We start from the raw sequence: 15284 nt of genomic DNA, 5'->3' as shown, positions 1-15284 counted from the left end.
CTCCCGGGACGGCGCTTCGCCGTCGGTTCAGCCGCGGCGTGTGCGCCGCGTCAGGACGATCGCAGCTCCGCCCGCCACCACCAGGGCGCCGGCGATCCCGGCCGTCAGGCCGAGACCGCGAGAGCCGGTGTCGGCGAGCTCGGCCCGGTTGGTGTCGGCGACCGTGACCGGCGCCGGGGCCGCCGGCGTGGTGGTGGACACGGAGGCCGGGACGGCGGGCGCGGAGGACGTGCTCGGTGTCGGGGCCGGTGCGTTCGGGTCGACGCACTCAGGGGCGCCCTCGACGGGCGCGGCGGCGATCGGTTGCTTGGTCCAGAACAGCATTTCAGTGGAACCCGGGAAGTTGCCGAAGCCCAGCGAGGCGTCCGTGTCGGTCTTGAAGTTCTTGCCGAGCGTGATCCTGGCGTTGAGCACCCGGTTGTCCACCGGGCCCGTGGCCCACTTGGCCAGGTCGACGTCATGGTCGCCGATCCCGACGGCCGCCATGCCGACCTTGTGCCAGCTCTTGTCCTTCGGGTCCTGAACGTCCAGCTGGGCGTCACAGGCGGCCGGGCCACTCATCGAGCCGTACTTCTGACCGCCCCAGACGAAGAAGGCCGCGCTGGTGAGGTGCCAGTCGAAGCCGTTGGCGGTCTTGATCGAGACCTGGAAGGCGTGCGGCTTCCCGTCCGCCGGAACGGACTTGGGCAGACCGGTGAAGGCGGTCGTGAGCCCGGTCGTCTTGGCCGACGCACCCGGCGCCTGGACCGTCCAGTTCTTGGCCTGACCGTCCGCGCCGAACGTCGGTGCCAGGAACGCTTGCAGACCGACGCTCACCCACGGCCCCTCGTGCGTGGACTGCAGCAGCTTGAACCGCAGTTTGAAGGTCCGCGCGGAGTGCGGCTGGACCTCGACCCCGGCACCGGTCAGGTCGGTCGCCACCCCCTGGTAGCCGGCCGGGTCGACACCGAGGTCCTGGTCGACCAGCTTCACCGGCTGCCAACTACCGGACGCACCATCCGCGTACTCGGCGGCCACCTGGTCCTTGCCGAGCACCTTGCTGCCGAAGTAGATCACCAGGTGCTGACCGGTGTAGGGCGCGTCCGCGTCGTTCTTGACCGTCACCGCGCCTTCGGACCAGCCACCACCCGCCTCCACGGAGGCGAAGCCCTCGATCCGGACGGAGTGGTCCGTGTCCTGACCCGCCGCCTGTGCGGGCAGGGCCAGCGCGAGCGGGGACGCGACCAGCGAGGCCGCCAGAATTGCGCGTCGAAGTCTCAACTCAACCCCAAAAGTCCGAAATGGCCGCCATCTTCCGCGGCAACGCGTGGATTCCCCCCTGCGCGCCAGGCGGAGAATAGCTGACGAACATTCGGTGGGCCAAAGAATTCGAATTCCCAGTTATCGGCCATGAGACTAAATAGACAAATCCCTCCGCGCTGCCCCGGAAGCCGGATGTGGAGGTCCTGACGCGACGACCGAGCGCCGCCCCGGGCCCGTGGACCGGGCCGGGACGGCACCCCGAAAGCACCGTGCGCGCCGGGTCAGTTCCGGCCGGCGAGGTGCTCGACCAGCCGGTCGAAGCTGGAGTTCAGCCCCGCCTCGGCCTCCGGGCCGCGGAACATCTCCGGCACCCCGGTCTGGTGCAGCACCACCCGGGTGCGGCCCTCACCGAGCTCGGTGAACGTGAGGGTGGACCGCATGCCCGAGCCCTCCTCCACCATCGTGAAGGACTCGCCGGCCCGGATCTCGGCGATCTCGGCCTTCAGCGGGTACCGCTCGCCGGTCGCGTCGACCACCATGGTGCTGTCGTAGCGCCCGCCCTCCTTCGCCTCGATGGTCACGGTCTCCAGCGGCACGTGGGTGCCGACCGGACCCCAGAAGCGGACGAACTGCTCCGGCTCGAAGTACGCCTCGAACGCGGCGGCCGGGGCACCCGGCAGCTCACGGGTGATGGTCAGCTCGCCCAGGTTCTCGGTCATCTCGGTGTCTCCTCCGTGGTCGCGTGATCGCTTGCACAGGGGTAGACCGCGGCCGCTCCGGAAACTCATCGCTCCCCGCGAAAGTTCTTCGACCGACTTTCCCCACCACCGACGACCGCGCCACCCGGGGCCGGCGGACCGGCTCGCGTCCGGTGGGGCCGTCCCGCAGCGCGGCGTAGCGTGAGAGGTGGCCGACCAGGGACCGTCGGCGGGGTGCGTCGACCGTTCCGCCGGCAGGACGGGGCCCACAGCAGGAGCGGCGCAATGAGCAAACAGACGGTTGAAGAGTTGACGGGCCGGGTGCACGGTGCGGTGGTCAGTGCCGGCGACGAGGGATATGACGGGGCCCGCAGGGTCTACAACGCCATGATCGACCGCAAGCCGGCCGTGGTCGTGCGGTGCGCCAACGCGGGCGACGTCATGGCCGCGGTGGACTTCGCCCGGGAGAACGCACTGGACCTGGCGGTCCGCGGCGGGTCGCACAGCGTCCCGGGGTACGGGACCTGCGACGACGGCATCGTGGCCGATCTCGGGGGGATGCGCGGTGTCCGGGTGGACCCGGAACGACGGACGGCCCGGGTCGAGGGCGGGGCCACCCTGGCGGACCTCAATGCGGCGACCTACCCCTTCGGCCTCGCCGTCACCGGCGGGATCATCTCCACCACCGGGGTCGGCGGGCTCACCCTCGGCGGCGGCTTCGGGTACCTGGCGCGCAGCCTGGGCCTGACCTGCGACAACCTGCTCTCCGCCGACCTGGTGACGGCCGACGGCCGGTTCCTGGTCGTCGACGAGCGGAGCCACCCCGACCTGTTCTGGGCGCTGCGCGGCGGGGGCGGCAACTTCGGCGTGGTGACCTCCTTCGAGTACCGGCTCTCCCCGGTCAAGGACGTCTATGCCGGGCTGTTCTTCTACGAGTTGGGGCACACGGCCGAGATCATGCGGTTCTACCGCGATGCCATCGTCGACGCCCCCGAGCAGCTGAGCGTCTTCCCCGGCTTCCAGATCGCACCCCCGCTGCCGTTCATCCCGGCGGACCGGCACGGCGACACCTTCGTGATCGTGGTCGTCTGCTGGATCGGCTCGATGGAGGAGGCCGAGCGGGCCGTGCGGCCGTACCGCGAGGTGGCGCCGGTGGTCGCCGAGATGGTCGGCCCGATGCCGTACCCGGCGCTGGTGGGCATGTTCGACGCGCTGCTGCCGCCCGGGCTGCACCAGTACTGGAAGGGCGCGTTCTCCACCGAGCTCACCGACGGAGCGATCGCCGCACACGTCGAGTACGGTCCGCGGCTGCCGACGGTCAATTCGGCCTGCCACGTCTATCCGCTCAACGGCGCCGTCCACCGGGTCGCCCCCGATGCCACGGCCTTCTCCTACCGCGACGCCAACTTCGCCACCGTGATCGTCGGGGCCTGGCCCGACCCGGCCGACTCCGAGGCCAACATCGCATGGGTGCGCGACTACTACGCGGCCCTCGAACCCCACTCCGCTGCCGGCGGCTACGTCAACTTCGTGAGTGCCGACGACCAGCAGCGGGTCACCGCCGACTACCGCGACAACTACGCCCGCCTGGTCGCCGTCAAGCAGACCTACGACCCCGGCAACCTCTTCCACGTCAACCACAACATCCGGCCCCGGATCACGAGCGTGGCCGGATGACGACGGCTGCCGAGACGGCGAAGCGCCGACCCGGAGCGTAGAGCACGGGGTCGGCGCTTCCGGCTGTCAGTCGGCGAGGGGGAGGTGGATCTTGTTGCCCTGGGCCTTGAACTCCTTGGACGCGGCCTTCACATCCTCGACGGCCTCCCCGTCGTACTCCGGCGGCCACGCATCCTCCACGGCGTCAGTCCCAGGGCCACTGCACCGATGGCCATGCTGACCACTGCCAAGAGCCAGCAGGGGAGGGAGGCCGAGGATTGACCGGTCCAGTCCCACCAACGATGCCGTCCGAGGTCTCCGGCTCCGTAGTACGTCAACGGGAAGATGGTGAGTACCGGCAGAATCCAGGAGAGCATCCAGCCGAAGATCCGGCCGGAAAGCAGGGCCAGGCCGAGCCAGATCAGCAGCGCCCGCATCATCACGACCGCCAGCTCCGTCGTGGTGAAGATCGCCTCCGCCGAGCCGAGCAGCACCACCGTCACAGCACTGACGACGACGACGTGCGTCACCTCGTACGTACGGAAGGTCTTGGAGGCGGCGCGCTCCATGTCGGCCATCACGCTGTGCAGGCTTCCTGCCGCAAGTGCCGCGAATGCGATGGGAAGCTCCCGTCGGAACGGAACAACCGCCACACCGGCCGCGTTTCCGGCCGGAATCGAGATGTTGATGGAGCCGAACAGGGCATCGCAGGCTGTCACAAGCGCCAGACCGACAGCCAGACCGTAGGCATGGTGGACCCGTGCATATCTCCAGACGGTGGCGATGCGATCAGACACAGGTCACCGAGTGGAGTGTTTGCAGGCGTTGCCGCGCCCAGGCGATCTGCGTCTCCTCGGGCTGCGCGGCCAGGCGTGCGACAGCCTCCATGTCCACGCCGGGCGGCCCACCGTGCATGCTCTCGGGCCGACCTCCCCCGTAGATGCGCACGGCCAACCACATGGACAACTCGCCTGAAGCCAGGCCGATCCGATCCGCCAGTTTCCTGTCCACCTTGTCGCAGAACGGCGGGACTTCGGAGTGGACGATCGCGCTTCCCATGCTGATCGCCGGATCCCAGAGAGAGCCTTCCAAGATGTAGAAGTCATTCATCTGGCCACTCCGGAGACCCTGCTCGTAGAAGTCGCCCGGCACGGTGAACATGCCCGTCGGGAGCTTGGACATCCGGCCCGCCATCGCCGTCGCCTCGGGAAGGTACTTGCGGTCTTCAGGCCAGAGGCAGACCCGGGGGGCGGTTTCGGAGCACAGCGGCTCGGTTGCTGCCGCTCGCTGGACCCGGATCGGGCCGGCGGGCCCGACGGCCACCGCGGCCAGCACGAAGACCACTACCGCTCCCAGCGCGGCGAACCGCCGTGTGGCCGTTGCCCGCCACCCGACCCGGCCACGCAGACGGGAGCCGGGCCGGGCCACCAGGACCGCTATGGCCGCCAAGCTGCAGCCAAGTGCCAGCCGAACCAAGAGCGGTGATACGGCCACCTTGACGAACGGATCGCCGGAGAGCATGAACAGGTCCAACGCGGACGGCCCTCCGATCCAGGCCACGAAGAGGAAGCAGCCGAGGCCGCAAACCGCGGACGCCGCGTAGGGAGACGCCGACCATCGGCCGACCAGATGTCCCAGACCGGCGCAGCCGACCATGACGCCGAAGCCCAGCAGGAGGTATCCGGGCCACAGGAAGCCCGGCCCGGCATCCGAGACGCTCACAACGGCGGCTGAGACGGCGCCGACGAGGTAGACCAGCGTTCCGTAGCTGAGCGTTGCGGCGAGTTGCGCCAGCTCCAGCTGCCAGGCGGGTCGAGCCGAGGCACCGAGTTGCTCGGTGATCCCCGCCCGCCGAGCACGTCCGGCCGTCCAGGCCGCCGAGGCGGCGAGGGCCGGCCCGAAATAGAGCGAGGGTAACTGCGCAGCCACGCTGGCCTGCGGCCAGACACCGATCCACCACTGGCTTCGCCCGAAGATCGCCGCGAAGTCGAGCGCCAGCAGAACGGGTAGCCACCAGCGCAGGGGTGAGCGCCTGACCTCCATCCAGTAGATCCGCATCAGCGGCGCACCCCCGGGGCGCCCAAGGCGGTCATGTATCCGCGCTCCAGCGGACTGTCACCGACAGCGTCCGCAGCCGCGGCCTCGGTCAACTCGGCCGGAGTTCCTCGGAAGACGAATCTCCCCTCGCTCAGAACCGCGACGCTGCTGCAGACAGCAGAGACGTCTTCCACCAAGTGGGTGCTGAGGATCACCGCGCTGTCACTGAGCGACCGGATGAGTTCGCGGAACTCCAGCCGCTGCGCCGGGTCCAGGCCGACAGTCGGCTCGTCGAGAAGGAGCAACCGGGGGGAGCCGACCATCGCGGTCGCGATCCCCGCCCGACGGAGCATCCCACCGGACAACGACTTCATCTTGGCCGAGGCGCGATCGGAGAGTCCCACGGCCTCGATCACGCGTCGCGTCTCGCGGTCCGCCACCGACGCCGGCACTTCCCTGAGCCACGCGCAGTACCGGACGAAGTCGTACACCGAGAACGAGGGGTAGTAGCCGAAGTCCTGGGGCAGATATCCGATACCTCGGCGGGCACGCCGAGCCGTGTCCTCGGAGACGACCCTGATCCCGCAGATCTCGATCTCACCCTCGCGAGGCGGAACGACGGTCGCAAGGGTTCTCAACAGTGTTGTCTTACCCGCCCCGTTGGGACCGAGCAGGCCGGTGACACCCGGGCCGACCTCCAGATCGAGGTCTGAGATCACCCTCTTGCTGCCGTATCCCTGCCCTAACCCGCGGACCACCACGCTCGGCTGGAAGTCGAGACACTCGGTCCCGGTCTGAACGGATCCCACGTTGTCCCCCCACGAGACTTTTCAGTCATCGACCGCCCCCAGGCCGATCAGGCGGACGCTACCACGGCAGGGTTGCTACGCCCTCAAACTGACTATCGATCAGATAGTGACTCGCCGGATTCGGCCTCCACCAGACGGCTCCCGAAGAACGGCGCGCGGGATCGGCTGCCACAGCATCACCGCACGGTCGGGCCGTGCGGGCGTGCACGCGCCACTGCCGGCACATGAACAACGCGCGGGCTGCTGCACAGGGGAACCGATCCAACTCCCGAGTGCAGCAGCCCGCGCGGTCCCCCTGGTCAGTCGGCCAGCGGGAGGTAGACCTTGTTGCCCTGGGCCTTGAACTCCTCGGACATGGCCTGCATGCCGGCCTCGGCCTCGGCGTCGAACTCGCTGGAAACGACCGTCGAACCGTCACCGTGCTCGTCGCGGATCCTTCTGGTAGATCTTCATCGACGACAACTTCAGCCCGAAGCCGCCACATCAGAGTGTTGTCGACTGCAGCTGGGGCAGTCGATCGTCGGGGGCGGGAGACCTGCCCTCCTCCGGCCAGTAGAGGTAGACCCGCAGGTCCATCGCAAGGCCACCGGCGATGTAGGACTCGTAGTCCCGGACCGCGGCTCCTACTCCCTGCCGGGCCCAATCGATGCCGTCCCAGTCGTGCTCGGAGAGGTACTGCGTGATCCGACCGCGGTCACGCCACCACTCCCGGACCGCCTCCGGCGTCCAGTGTGCGTCACCGTCGCAGCCGTAACCGAGGAACGGGTCACAGTCGGCCGCTTCGACCAACTGGGCGACGTCCGCCGAGGTCCGGGGCTGGCGGTAGACGTACTCGGTCAGGTACTCGCCCCCGTAGACGGATGCCCGGGCAGGCCAGGAACGACGAAGCGCCGCCCTGAGAAGCGAAAGCTCTCGGGGCGGCGCTCAGGTGTCCTGGGTCAGTCCGCCATCGGCAGGTAGACCTTGCTGCCCTGGGCCTTGAACTCGTCGGACATGGCCTTCATGCCCTCGACGGCCTCCTCGTCGTACTCAGGCGAGGCCTGACCCTGACCGAACTGCTCATTGATGCTTTTGCTGATCTTCATCGAGCAGAACTTCGGGCCGCACATCGAGCAGAAGTGCGCGGTCTTGGCGGGCTCGGCGGGGAGGGTCTCGTCGTGGAAGTCGCGGGCGGTCTCCGGGTCGAGGGCCAGGTTGAACTGGTCCTCCCAGCGGAACTCGAAGCGGGCGTCGGAGAGGGCGTCGTCCCAGGCCTGGGCGCCCGGGTGGCCCTTGGCCAGGTCGGCGGCGTGGGCGGCGATCTTGTAGGTGATCACGCCGGTCTTGACGTCGTCCCGGTTGGGCAGGCCCAGGTGCTCCTTGGGGGTCACGTAGCAGAGCATCGCGGTGCCCCACCAGGCGATCATCGCGGCGCCGATGCCCGAGGTGATGTGGTCGTAGCCGGGGGCGACGTCCGTGGTCAGCGGGCCGAGGGTGTAGAACGGCGCCTCGTCGCAGATCTCCTTCTGGAGATCCATGTTCTCCCTGATCTTGTTCATCGGGACGTGGCCCGGGCCCTCGATCATCACCTGGACGTCCCGCTCGCGGGCGATCCGGCCGAGCTCGCCGAGGGTCTTCAGCTCGGCGAACTGCGCCTCGTCGTTGGCGTCCGCGATCGAGCCCGGGCGCAGGCCGTCACCGAGCGAGAAGGTGACGTCGTAGGAGGCCAGGATGTCGCAGAGCTCCTCGAAGTTGGTGTAGAGGAAGTTCTCCCGGTGGTGGGCCAGGCACCAGGCCGCCATGATCGAGCCGCCGCGCGAGACGATGCCGGTCTTGCGGCGGGCGGTGAGCGGGACGTAGCGCAGCAGCACGCCGGCGTGGACGGTCATGTAGTCGACGCCCTGCTCGCACTGCTCGATGATCGTGTCCCGGTAGACCTCCCAGCTCAGCTCCTCGGCCTTGCCGTCCACCTTCTCCAGGGCCTGGTAGAGCGGCACGGTGCCGATCGGCACCGGGGAGTTGCGCAGGATCCACTCGCGGGTGGTGTGGATGTTGCGGCCGGTGGAGAGGTCCATGACGGTGTCGGCGCCCCAGCGGGTGGCCCAGGTCATCTTCTCCACCTCCTCCTCGATCGAGGAGGTGACGGCCGAGTTGCCGATGTTGGCGTTGATCTTCACCAGGAAGTTGGTGCCGATGACGGCCGGTTCCACCTCCGGGTGGTTCACGTTGACCGGGATGACGGCCCGGCCGCGGGCCACCTCGGCGCGCACGAACTCGGGCGCGAGGCCCTCGCGCAGCGCCACGAACTCCATCTCCGGCGTCACCACGCCCCGCTTGGCGTAGGCGAGTTGGGTGACGGCGGCACCGGCGCGACCGCGCAGCGGGCGACGCGGGCGGCCGGGGAAGACGGCGTCCAGGTTGCGCAGGTTCCCGCCGCGCGGCGAGGTGTGCTTGATCCCGTCGTCCTCGGGACGCGGCTCGCGGCCGTCGTACTCCTCGACGTCGCCGCGCCGGCGGATCCAGGCGTCCCGCAGCGCGGGCAGGCCGCGCCGCACGTCGGGCTCGTAGGACGGGTCGGTGTACGGGCCGGAGGTGTCGTACAGCGGGACGGACGTTCCGTTGGTGAGCTGCACCTCGCGGTACGGAACGCGCAGGTCGGGGCGCGATCCCTCGCGGTAGGCCTTGCGCCAGGCCGGGGCCGGGTAGCCGGTGCGCTCGCTGCTGGGGGCGCCCTGGGCAGACTGCGGCTGTGCTTCGAACGTGGTCATCTGACCTCTACTCCCTACGCCGGCATTATCCGGTCAGGTTCCTGCGGTCGACGCAGCCGTCGGTCCGTCCGTCGACGTCCCGGTCAGCGTCCTCTCAGCCCGGTGCTCCGAGCTCCCGCGTCGCAGGCGGTGTTGCCTGCACACGACGCCCAACACCGTAGCGAGCGGATCGCCGCAGGTCCAGAGCACGTCACGGCCCGCCCGGCCGACCGGCACCCCTCGGGGAACGCCCGAGGCCCGGCTCCCCCCTCGCGGGGGGCCGGGCCTCAGGGCGGCGTTACGGGGTGACCGGTCAGCTCTTGGCGGCCTTCTTCACCAGGACCACCACGGCGGCCGCGATGCCGACCACCACCAGCAGCTTGATCACGATCGAGAGCAGTGCGCCGACGACGCCGAACACGAACGCGACGATGTTCCAGGCCAGCACCAGGACCAGCACCGGGATGACGATGTTGCGCACCCAGGAGGGCAGCGACTTCCAGAGCTCAGCCATGTCGGTTCCTCTTCTCCCCTCGGGTCGGCCGCCGTCCGGTGCCGCATCCCGCTTGCTTTCGGTACTTCGATCGTACGGTGGCGTGAGTGCCGGAACGAGGCCCAACGGCCCGGAGAGAACCCCGAGATCACCCCGACTCCGACCCCCCGGGTGACCCCCGAGACGTCGACGCCGCCGACCCGGCCGGCTCCTGCGTCACGGGCCGACCCGCCACCGCCCGCCCGTCGTCCGGGCCCTGCCGGGGGACGGGCAGGCGCGCCCGCACGGCTCAGACCGGCCAGCGCTCACCGCGCCAGGCGGCGTCCCAGAACATCCACTCGTAGCGCGAGGTGGTCACGAAGTGTTCGACCACCTTGCGGCGTTCGGCCGCGGACAGCTCCTCGCCGAGCCGGTCGGTGAGCGCCAGCACCCGGCGGACCACCGACTGGAAGGCCTCGTCGCCGTAGGTGGCGATCCACTTGGCGTACAGCGGGTCGGGCGAGCCCTGGGCGAGCAGCGCCTCGCCGACCCGGGCGTAGATCCAGTAGCAGGGCAGCACCGCGCCGACCGCCTCGGCGAAGGAGCCGCCGTAGACGGTGGCCAGCAGGTAGCTGGTGTAGGCCCGGGTGGTGGGCAGCACCGGCTCGGCGGCGGCCTCCTCGGCGCTGCCGCCGAAGGCGGTCAGGAACTCGGCGTGCATGCCCTGCTCGGCGGCCAGCGCGCCGACCGCGTCGTCGGCGAAGGCCCGGACGTCCTCCTCGCCGGGCGCCTTGGCCGCGCAGACGGCGAGCGCGCGGGCGTAGTCGCGCAGGTAGTGCGAGTCCTGGACGACGAAGTGGCGGAAGGCCTCGCGCGGCAGGGTGCCGTCGGTGAGCCCGGCCAGGAAGGGATGGGCGAGGATCTCGGCGTACACCGGCTCGATGGCCGCCCAGAGTTCTTCGGTCAGCGTCTTGGTGCTCATGACGCGACCCTAGCCGCCGGGGTGCTCAGTCCTCCGGTGGGGAGAACACCACCAGCACCCGCAGCTCCTCGGTGATGTGGTGGAAGCGGTGCGGGGTACCGGCCGGCACGTACACCACGGTGCCCCGCCCGACCGTCGCGGTCTCGGCGCCGACGGTCAGCTCGGCCCGGCCGCTGATCACCTGGTAGATCTCGTCCTGGTCGTGCGCGGTCTGGGTGTCGGTGTCGCCGGGGGCGAGCGCGTACAGCCCGGCGGACATCCGCGGTTCGCGCAGGAACCGCAGGTACGCACCGTCGTTGGCCGCCCGTTCGGCGTCCAGTTCGTCCAGCCGGAAGAGCTTCACCGCGCCGTCCTCCCTCGTCCTCGGGCCCGTCCGTCCACCTCCGCGCCCTGGCGCATTCAACACCACCCCGCCGCATGGTGGTTCCGCCGGGACCGGGGTTGCTGCCAGGCTTGGGCCGCATGAAGGGTTTCGTCATCAAGACACTGATCAACGCGGCGGCCATCTGGGTCGCCGCCTGGATCGTCAGCGGCATCCGACTGGCTCAGGGCACGGCGGACTGGCAGCACAAGGCGCTGACGGTGCTCGGCGTCGCCGTCGTCTTCGGCGTGGTGAACTGGCTGATCAAGCCGGTGGTCAAGCTGTTCTCGTTCCCGCTGTTCATCCTCACACTGGGCCTGATCACCTTCGTGATCAACGCCCTGATGCTCATGCTCACCTCCTGGGCCTCCGGGAGGCTGAACCTGGACTTCCACGTGGTCAACTTCGGTGCCGCACTGGTCGGTTCACTGATCATCAGCCTGGTCTCGTGGGGCCTGCACCTGGCCCTGGACGACGACTGACCGGTGTCGTGCGGACAGCCGAAAGGGGCCCGCACCCGGGTGTTCCACCGGGTACGGGCCCCTTCGCCGTGCCTGTGCGGGCTGCCGCCGCCGGAGCACTCACCCCGCGTTCTCACGCCCCTTGAGCAGGTCCGCGAGCTGGGCGTCGATGTCCCGTCCGGTGAGCTCCTGCCCCATCGGCACCAGCCGGTCGGTGCGCGCCAGGAACGCGACCAGCGGCGCGGACGAGGCGCGCAGCAGGGCGTCGCCGTCGGGGGAGCGCAGCACGATGCAGATCTCCGAGGGCTCCTCGCCGACCGGGCGGATGTGCACGTCGCCCTCGCCCGCCGGTCCGCTGATCCCGTCGAGCAGCAGCTCCCGCGCGAAGTACCAGGTGACCGGGGCGTCGCCGGGCAGGTGGAAGGTGAGCCGGACGGCGTACGGGTCGTCGGCCTCGTACGTCAGGTCCACCAGGAGGCGGAAGGAGAGCTCGTGCGAGACCACGAGGTTCATCACCAGGTGACCCTGGACCGTGCTGTGCTGCATGCGCCAGTACCTCTCGTTCTGCCCGCACCGTCGGTTCGCTTGGCCCGATGGCGACCGGACATGTTTTCGACGGTTTCTGTGACGGTTTATGCAACCAATCCACGTTCGATCATCATCGTCCACGTTTGGCGACGTAGTGGACAAGGTGTGCTTTTTCAAATGGTGAACGAACCGGAGAAGGTCTAGACCAAGTAGTGTCAGAGGATGAACGCGGGGCTCATCGCCCCGACCCCGCGCCGCAGTTGGCGGGCGGCGGAGGCCAACCGGTCGGCCTGTTCGACCGGAAGCGACAGGGCCATGGTGGCGACCACCGGGCCGATGGTGATCGGGACGGCCGCGCAGACCGTGCCGAGCACGTACTCCTGCCGTTCCAGCACGGGCATGGTCGGCCGCAGCGTGGCCAGCCGGCGCAGCACGGCGCTCTCGCCGGTGAGGGTGGACGGGGTGAGCCCGGCCGGCGGATGGCGGGCGAGGTGGTCGCGGCGCGCCTCCTCGGGCAGCTGGCCGAGCAGGCACTGGCCGATGGCGTGCGCGTGGGCGGTGGCCCGGAAGTCCGCCCAGGGCTCGACGGCGGGGCGGTTCGGGTCCTCGACCACCTCCACCACGTGGACCTCACCGTCCCGGTACAGCGCGAAGTAGACGGCGGCGCCGAGTTCGTCCCGTAACGACTGCATCCGCGTCCGCAGGTCGTGGTCGCAGGACCGGGCTATGCCGTCGAGCGCCTCCCCGGGGAAGAAGCGCCCCTCGGAGCGCCGCAGGTAACCCTCGTGGGCCAGGGTGCGCAGCAGGTGGTAGGCGGTGCCGAGAGGCAGTTCGGCGGCCCGGGCCAGTTGTTTGGCGGTCGCGCCGCGCCGGAAGCCCCCGACGGCCTCCAGCAGCCGCAGCGCCCGCTGGACGGAGCCGGTCAGGGTGGGCCCGCGGTCCACCGCCGGGCGCCGCGGCGCGGCCGTCCGGGAATCCCGCACGATCTCGAACGGCCGTGTTCTCTCGAACGACTGTGCGATCCGATCCATGCCACCCAACCCCCAGCCCGAGTCCCACGTACAGGTCCGTGCCCAGAACGGGCGTGCGGAGCGAAACCTCCGATTTGCCCAATAGCTGCTCATTGCAGCACAACGGGCCCCCGAACGGATGCACCCGACCGGGTCGGCGTTTCGACCCGTTCCCGGTGCGTTTCGACCCGCTCCCCTGGTTTCGCCCCCTCCCCGGTGCGGGAGACTCCCGCACAACGCGCCAGTCCCGGAGGTGGCCATGGGCCCCGAGAACCGCATCACGCCACCGCGCCCGGTCGTGAAGCGCACCGCGCGGGCGATCCTGCTGGACCTGGACCCGGACGATCCGTACGGCCCGGCCTCGATCGTGCTGATCCGGCGGGTCCGGCCGGGCGCGCCGCACCCGTACTGGATCACCCCCGGCGGCGGGGTCGAGCGCGAGGACCGGACGGTGGTCGAGGCGCTGCACCGCGAGGTCGACGAGGAGCTCGGCGGCAAGATCGTGGACGTGGTGCCGGCCTTCGTCGACACCATCAGCCACGCCCTCCCCCATCCTCCGGCCGGGGGGACCCTCATCGACGGCGGCACCCTGCCGCACCCGCACGGGGTCAAGGTGCAGCACTTCTTCGTCTGCCGGCTCGCCTCGATGGACCTCAGCCGGCGGCACGGGCCCGAGGTGACCGACCCCAACGGCGAGTACGAGGTGGTCCGGCTTCCGTTCACCCGCGAGGGCGTCACCTCCGTCAACGTGGTCCCGCCCCGGCTGCGGGCGTACCTGGCGGCCAACATCGAGGGCATCCGCGCGCTCCTCGCTCCCGACCTCGGGTGATCACCAGGCGGCCGGGTCGCCGACCGGGTCGTGCCGGATCCGCTCGGCCGGCACCCCGGTGCGCAGCAGCACCCCGACGCCCTGGCGCACCATCGCGGGCGGCCCGCTGAGCACCGCCTCGCGGCCGGTCCACGGGCCGAACCGGCCCACCACCTCGGGCAGTTCGCCGGTCAGCAGGCCGCCGGCCGAACCTCCCCCGGGAAGCGGACCGCCGGCCGGCCCGCCGCCGGACAGCACCGGACTGACCGTCAGCCAGGGGTGGCGCGCGGCCAGTTCGCGCAGCCCGTCCAGCTCGTACAGCTCCTCGACGCGACGGGCCCCGTAGAACACCTCGACCCGGCGGCCGGGCGCGCCGTGCTCGACCGCCTCCTCGACCAGGGCGCGGATCGGTGCGATGCCGGTGCCGCCGCCGAGGCAGAGCAGGTCCGGGCCGGCCGCGTGGTCGACGGTCATCGAGCCGGCCGCCGGACCGAGCCGCAGGACGTCCCCGGGCACGGCGCGGTGGACCAGCGCGTTGCTCACCCAGCCGGCCTGGACGGCCTTGACGTGGAAGGTCAGCAGCCCGTCCGGGCGGGGCGCGCAAGCGAAGGAGTAGTGCCGCCAGACCCGCGGCCACCAGGGCGTCTCCAGAGCCGCGTACTGCCCGGCCCGGAACGGGTAGGCCTGGTCCGGCCGGACGGTGATCGCCGCGACGTCCCGGGTGCGGCGCTCGTGCCGGACGATCTCGCCCTGCCACCAGGGCGGCGAGGTGCGGGCGTCCTCCTCGGCGGCCTCGACCATGGTCGAGGAGATCATCCGGTAGGCGCGGCGCCAGGCCTGCTCGGCCTCGGCGCCCCAGCCGCCGCCCGCGTACCGGGCCAGCGTCTGCACCAGGCACTCCTCCACCACGACGTAGTGGCCGGTCAGCGTGCCGTACCGGCGGTGGCTGCGACCGAGCCCGGCCAGCGTGGCGCGCAGGGCCACCGGCTGGTCGATCTCGCGCACGACGGCCAGCAGGGTGCGGAACAGCCGGTCGCGGTGGGCGTCCATGGCGGCGGGGAAGAACGAGCGGAGCTCGGGGTGGCGCAGGAAGAGCAGCGCGTAGAAGTGCGCGGTGGCCCGGTCGGCGACCGGCTCGACGGCGGCGAGGCCGGCCCGGACCAGCTCGACGTCCCGGGCGGTGAGCGGCGGGTCCCCGGCGGCCCGGTCGGGCCCGGCGGCCGGCAGCGCGGCGGCGGGGGGCGCGGCCGGAAGCCGTCCGGCGGGGGTCCGCACGCCCCAGGCCTCGCTCCACCGGTCGCCCGGGCCGGCCCGGTTGAGGCCGGGCGCGTCGACGAACAGCGGGCGGAACGCGGGGGCGGGCACGGGGGCAGGGGCGGGCGCGGCCGTCGGCCCGGGCGCGGGGACGGCCGGCGGCTGCACCGGCCGGGCCGGGATCACCGGCCGGACGGGCTCCAGCAGCGACACCGGCGGCAGCACCGCCGTCGGCGCGTC

Annotated in this window: 16 protein-coding genes and 1 riboswitch; of the genes, 3 read left to right on the top strand and 13 right to left on the bottom strand. The window is 70.7% G+C overall.

The window, feature by feature from the left end; translation table 11 throughout:
* Positions 1-27 precede the first annotated feature (27 nt).
* On the bottom strand, positions 28-1260 hold the full coding sequence (locus ACFU7Y_RS23760; protein WP_224279698.1) for a hypothetical protein: 1233 nt from the start codon (positions 1258-1260) through the stop codon (positions 28-30).
* Positions 1261-1523: 263 nt separating this feature from the next.
* A complete protein-coding gene (locus tag ACFU7Y_RS23755; RefSeq protein WP_224279700.1) occupies positions 1524-1961 on the bottom strand; it encodes an SRPBCC domain-containing protein in 438 nt (145 codons plus the stop codon).
* Between the two features lie 264 nt (positions 1962-2225).
* On the opposite strand from ACFU7Y_RS23755, the gene ACFU7Y_RS23750 reads away from it, so the two are divergent.
* On the top strand, positions 2226-3617 hold the full coding sequence (locus ACFU7Y_RS23750) for an FAD-binding oxidoreductase (RefSeq protein ID WP_224279702.1): 1392 nt from the start codon (positions 2226-2228) through the stop codon (positions 3615-3617).
* A 128-nt stretch (positions 3618-3745) separates the two neighbouring features.
* Here ACFU7Y_RS23750 and ACFU7Y_RS23745 read toward each other — a convergent pair whose 3' ends face one another.
* The 8 genes from ACFU7Y_RS23745 to ACFU7Y_RS23710 form a co-directional block, all read right to left on the bottom strand.
* A complete protein-coding gene (locus ACFU7Y_RS23745) occupies positions 3746-4393 on the bottom strand; it encodes a hypothetical protein (protein WP_224279711.1) in 648 nt (215 codons plus the stop codon).
* Positions 4386-5654 carry an ABC transporter permease gene (locus tag ACFU7Y_RS23740; RefSeq protein WP_224279713.1) on the bottom strand — a complete coding sequence of 423 codons (1269 nt, stop codon included), beginning with the start codon at positions 5652-5654 and terminating at the stop codon, positions 4386-4388. Before ACFU7Y_RS23740 ends, ACFU7Y_RS23745 begins: the two co-directional genes overlap by 8 nt.
* Positions 5654-6442 (bottom strand): ABC transporter ATP-binding protein, encoded by a 789-nt coding sequence (locus ACFU7Y_RS23735; RefSeq protein WP_380769581.1) that lies wholly within the window; start codon positions 6440-6442, stop codon positions 5654-5656. Before ACFU7Y_RS23735 ends, ACFU7Y_RS23740 begins: the two co-directional genes overlap by 1 nt.
* A 483-nt stretch (positions 6443-6925) precedes the next feature.
* Complete coding sequence (locus ACFU7Y_RS23730) at positions 6926-7231, bottom strand: hypothetical protein (protein ID WP_224279717.1); 306 nt, start codon at positions 7229-7231, stop codon at positions 6926-6928.
* A 149-nt stretch (positions 7232-7380) separates the two neighbouring features.
* The gene (gene thiC, locus ACFU7Y_RS23725) at positions 7381-9189 is read right to left on the bottom strand and encodes a phosphomethylpyrimidine synthase ThiC (RefSeq protein ID WP_224279719.1); all 1809 of its coding nucleotides are present in this window, start codon (positions 9187-9189) and stop codon (positions 7381-7383) included.
* Positions 9184-9318, bottom strand: a riboswitch (TPP riboswitch). (Overlaps the previous gene by 6 nt.)
* Before the next feature lie 163 nt (positions 9319-9481).
* The gene (locus ACFU7Y_RS23720) at positions 9482-9682 is read right to left on the bottom strand and encodes a DUF5326 family protein (protein WP_049653234.1); all 201 of its coding nucleotides are present in this window, start codon (positions 9680-9682) and stop codon (positions 9482-9484) included.
* A 268-nt stretch (positions 9683-9950) separates the two neighbouring features.
* The gene (tenA, locus tag ACFU7Y_RS23715; RefSeq protein ID WP_380769580.1) at positions 9951-10622 is read right to left on the bottom strand and encodes a thiaminase II; all 672 of its coding nucleotides are present in this window, start codon (positions 10620-10622) and stop codon (positions 9951-9953) included.
* 25 nt (positions 10623-10647) lie between these two features.
* Positions 10648-10965 carry a cupin domain-containing protein gene (locus ACFU7Y_RS23710; protein WP_224279738.1) on the bottom strand — a complete coding sequence of 106 codons (318 nt, stop codon included), beginning with the start codon at positions 10963-10965 and terminating at the stop codon, positions 10648-10650.
* A gap of 119 nt (positions 10966-11084) precedes the next feature.
* On the opposite strand from ACFU7Y_RS23710, the gene ACFU7Y_RS23705 reads away from it, so the two are divergent.
* Positions 11085-11465, top strand: coding sequence for a phage holin family protein (locus ACFU7Y_RS23705; RefSeq protein WP_224279732.1), 381 nt, complete (start codon positions 11085-11087; stop codon positions 11463-11465).
* A gap of 99 nt (positions 11466-11564) precedes the next feature.
* On the opposite strand, the gene ACFU7Y_RS23700 is transcribed toward ACFU7Y_RS23705, so the two are convergent.
* Together ACFU7Y_RS23700 and ACFU7Y_RS23695 are read right to left on the bottom strand one after the other, a co-directional pair.
* Positions 11565-11990, bottom strand: a complete 426-nt coding sequence (locus tag ACFU7Y_RS23700; RefSeq protein ID WP_224279734.1) for an SsgA family sporulation/cell division regulator — start codon at positions 11988-11990, stop codon at positions 11565-11567.
* A gap of 197 nt (positions 11991-12187) precedes the next feature.
* Positions 12188-13003 carry an IclR family transcriptional regulator gene (locus ACFU7Y_RS23695; RefSeq protein WP_380769579.1) on the bottom strand — a complete coding sequence of 272 codons (816 nt, stop codon included), beginning with the start codon at positions 13001-13003 and terminating at the stop codon, positions 12188-12190.
* A gap of 238 nt (positions 13004-13241) precedes the next feature.
* Between ACFU7Y_RS23695 and ACFU7Y_RS23690 the strand changes: the two genes are divergently transcribed.
* Positions 13242-13811, top strand: coding sequence for an NUDIX domain-containing protein (locus ACFU7Y_RS23690; RefSeq protein WP_224279737.1), 570 nt, complete (start codon positions 13242-13244; stop codon positions 13809-13811).
* Here ACFU7Y_RS23690 and ACFU7Y_RS23685 read toward each other — a convergent pair.
* A partial coding sequence (locus tag ACFU7Y_RS23685; RefSeq protein ID WP_380769578.1) for a globin domain-containing protein occupies positions 13812-15284 on the bottom strand: 1473 nt, incomplete at its 5' end.

The organism is Kitasatospora sp. NPDC057542, from assembly GCF_042801945.1.
GTDB lineage: Bacteria > Actinomycetota > Actinomycetes > Streptomycetales > Streptomycetaceae > Kitasatospora.
Note: the sequence above shows the minus strand (reverse complement) of the source record. Positions and strands in the feature narration are given on the sequence as shown.

Coding starts and splice junctions, on each gene's coding strand:
- ACFU7Y_RS23755 (WP_224279700.1), bottom strand. CDS start 1,961: ATGACCGAGAACCTGGGCGAGCTGACCATCACCCGTGAGCTGCCGGGT.
- ACFU7Y_RS23750 (WP_224279702.1), top strand. CDS start 2,226: ATGAGCAAACAGACGGTTGAAGAGTTGACGGGCCGGGTGCACGGTGCG.
- ACFU7Y_RS23740 (WP_224279713.1), bottom strand. CDS start 5,654: ATGCGGATCTACTGGATGGAGGTCAGGCGCTCACCCCTGCGCTGGTGG.
- thiC (WP_224279719.1), bottom strand. CDS start 9,189: ATGACCACGTTCGAAGCACAGCCGCAGTCTGCCCAGGGCGCCCCCAGC.
- ACFU7Y_RS23720 (WP_049653234.1), bottom strand. CDS start 9,682: ATGGCTGAGCTCTGGAAGTCGCTGCCCTCCTGGGTGCGCAACATCGTC.
- tenA (WP_380769580.1), bottom strand. CDS start 10,622: ATGAGCACCAAGACGCTGACCGAAGAACTCTGGGCGGCCATCGAGCCG.
- ACFU7Y_RS23705 (WP_224279732.1), top strand. CDS start 11,085: ATGAAGGGTTTCGTCATCAAGACACTGATCAACGCGGCGGCCATCTGG.
- ACFU7Y_RS23700 (WP_224279734.1), bottom strand. CDS start 11,990: ATGCAGCACAGCACGGTCCAGGGTCACCTGGTGATGAACCTCGTGGTC.
- ACFU7Y_RS23695 (WP_380769579.1), bottom strand. CDS start 13,003: ATGGATCGGATCGCACAGTCGTTCGAGAGAACACGGCCGTTCGAGATC.
- ACFU7Y_RS23690 (WP_224279737.1), top strand. CDS start 13,242: ATGGGCCCCGAGAACCGCATCACGCCACCGCGCCCGGTCGTGAAGCGC.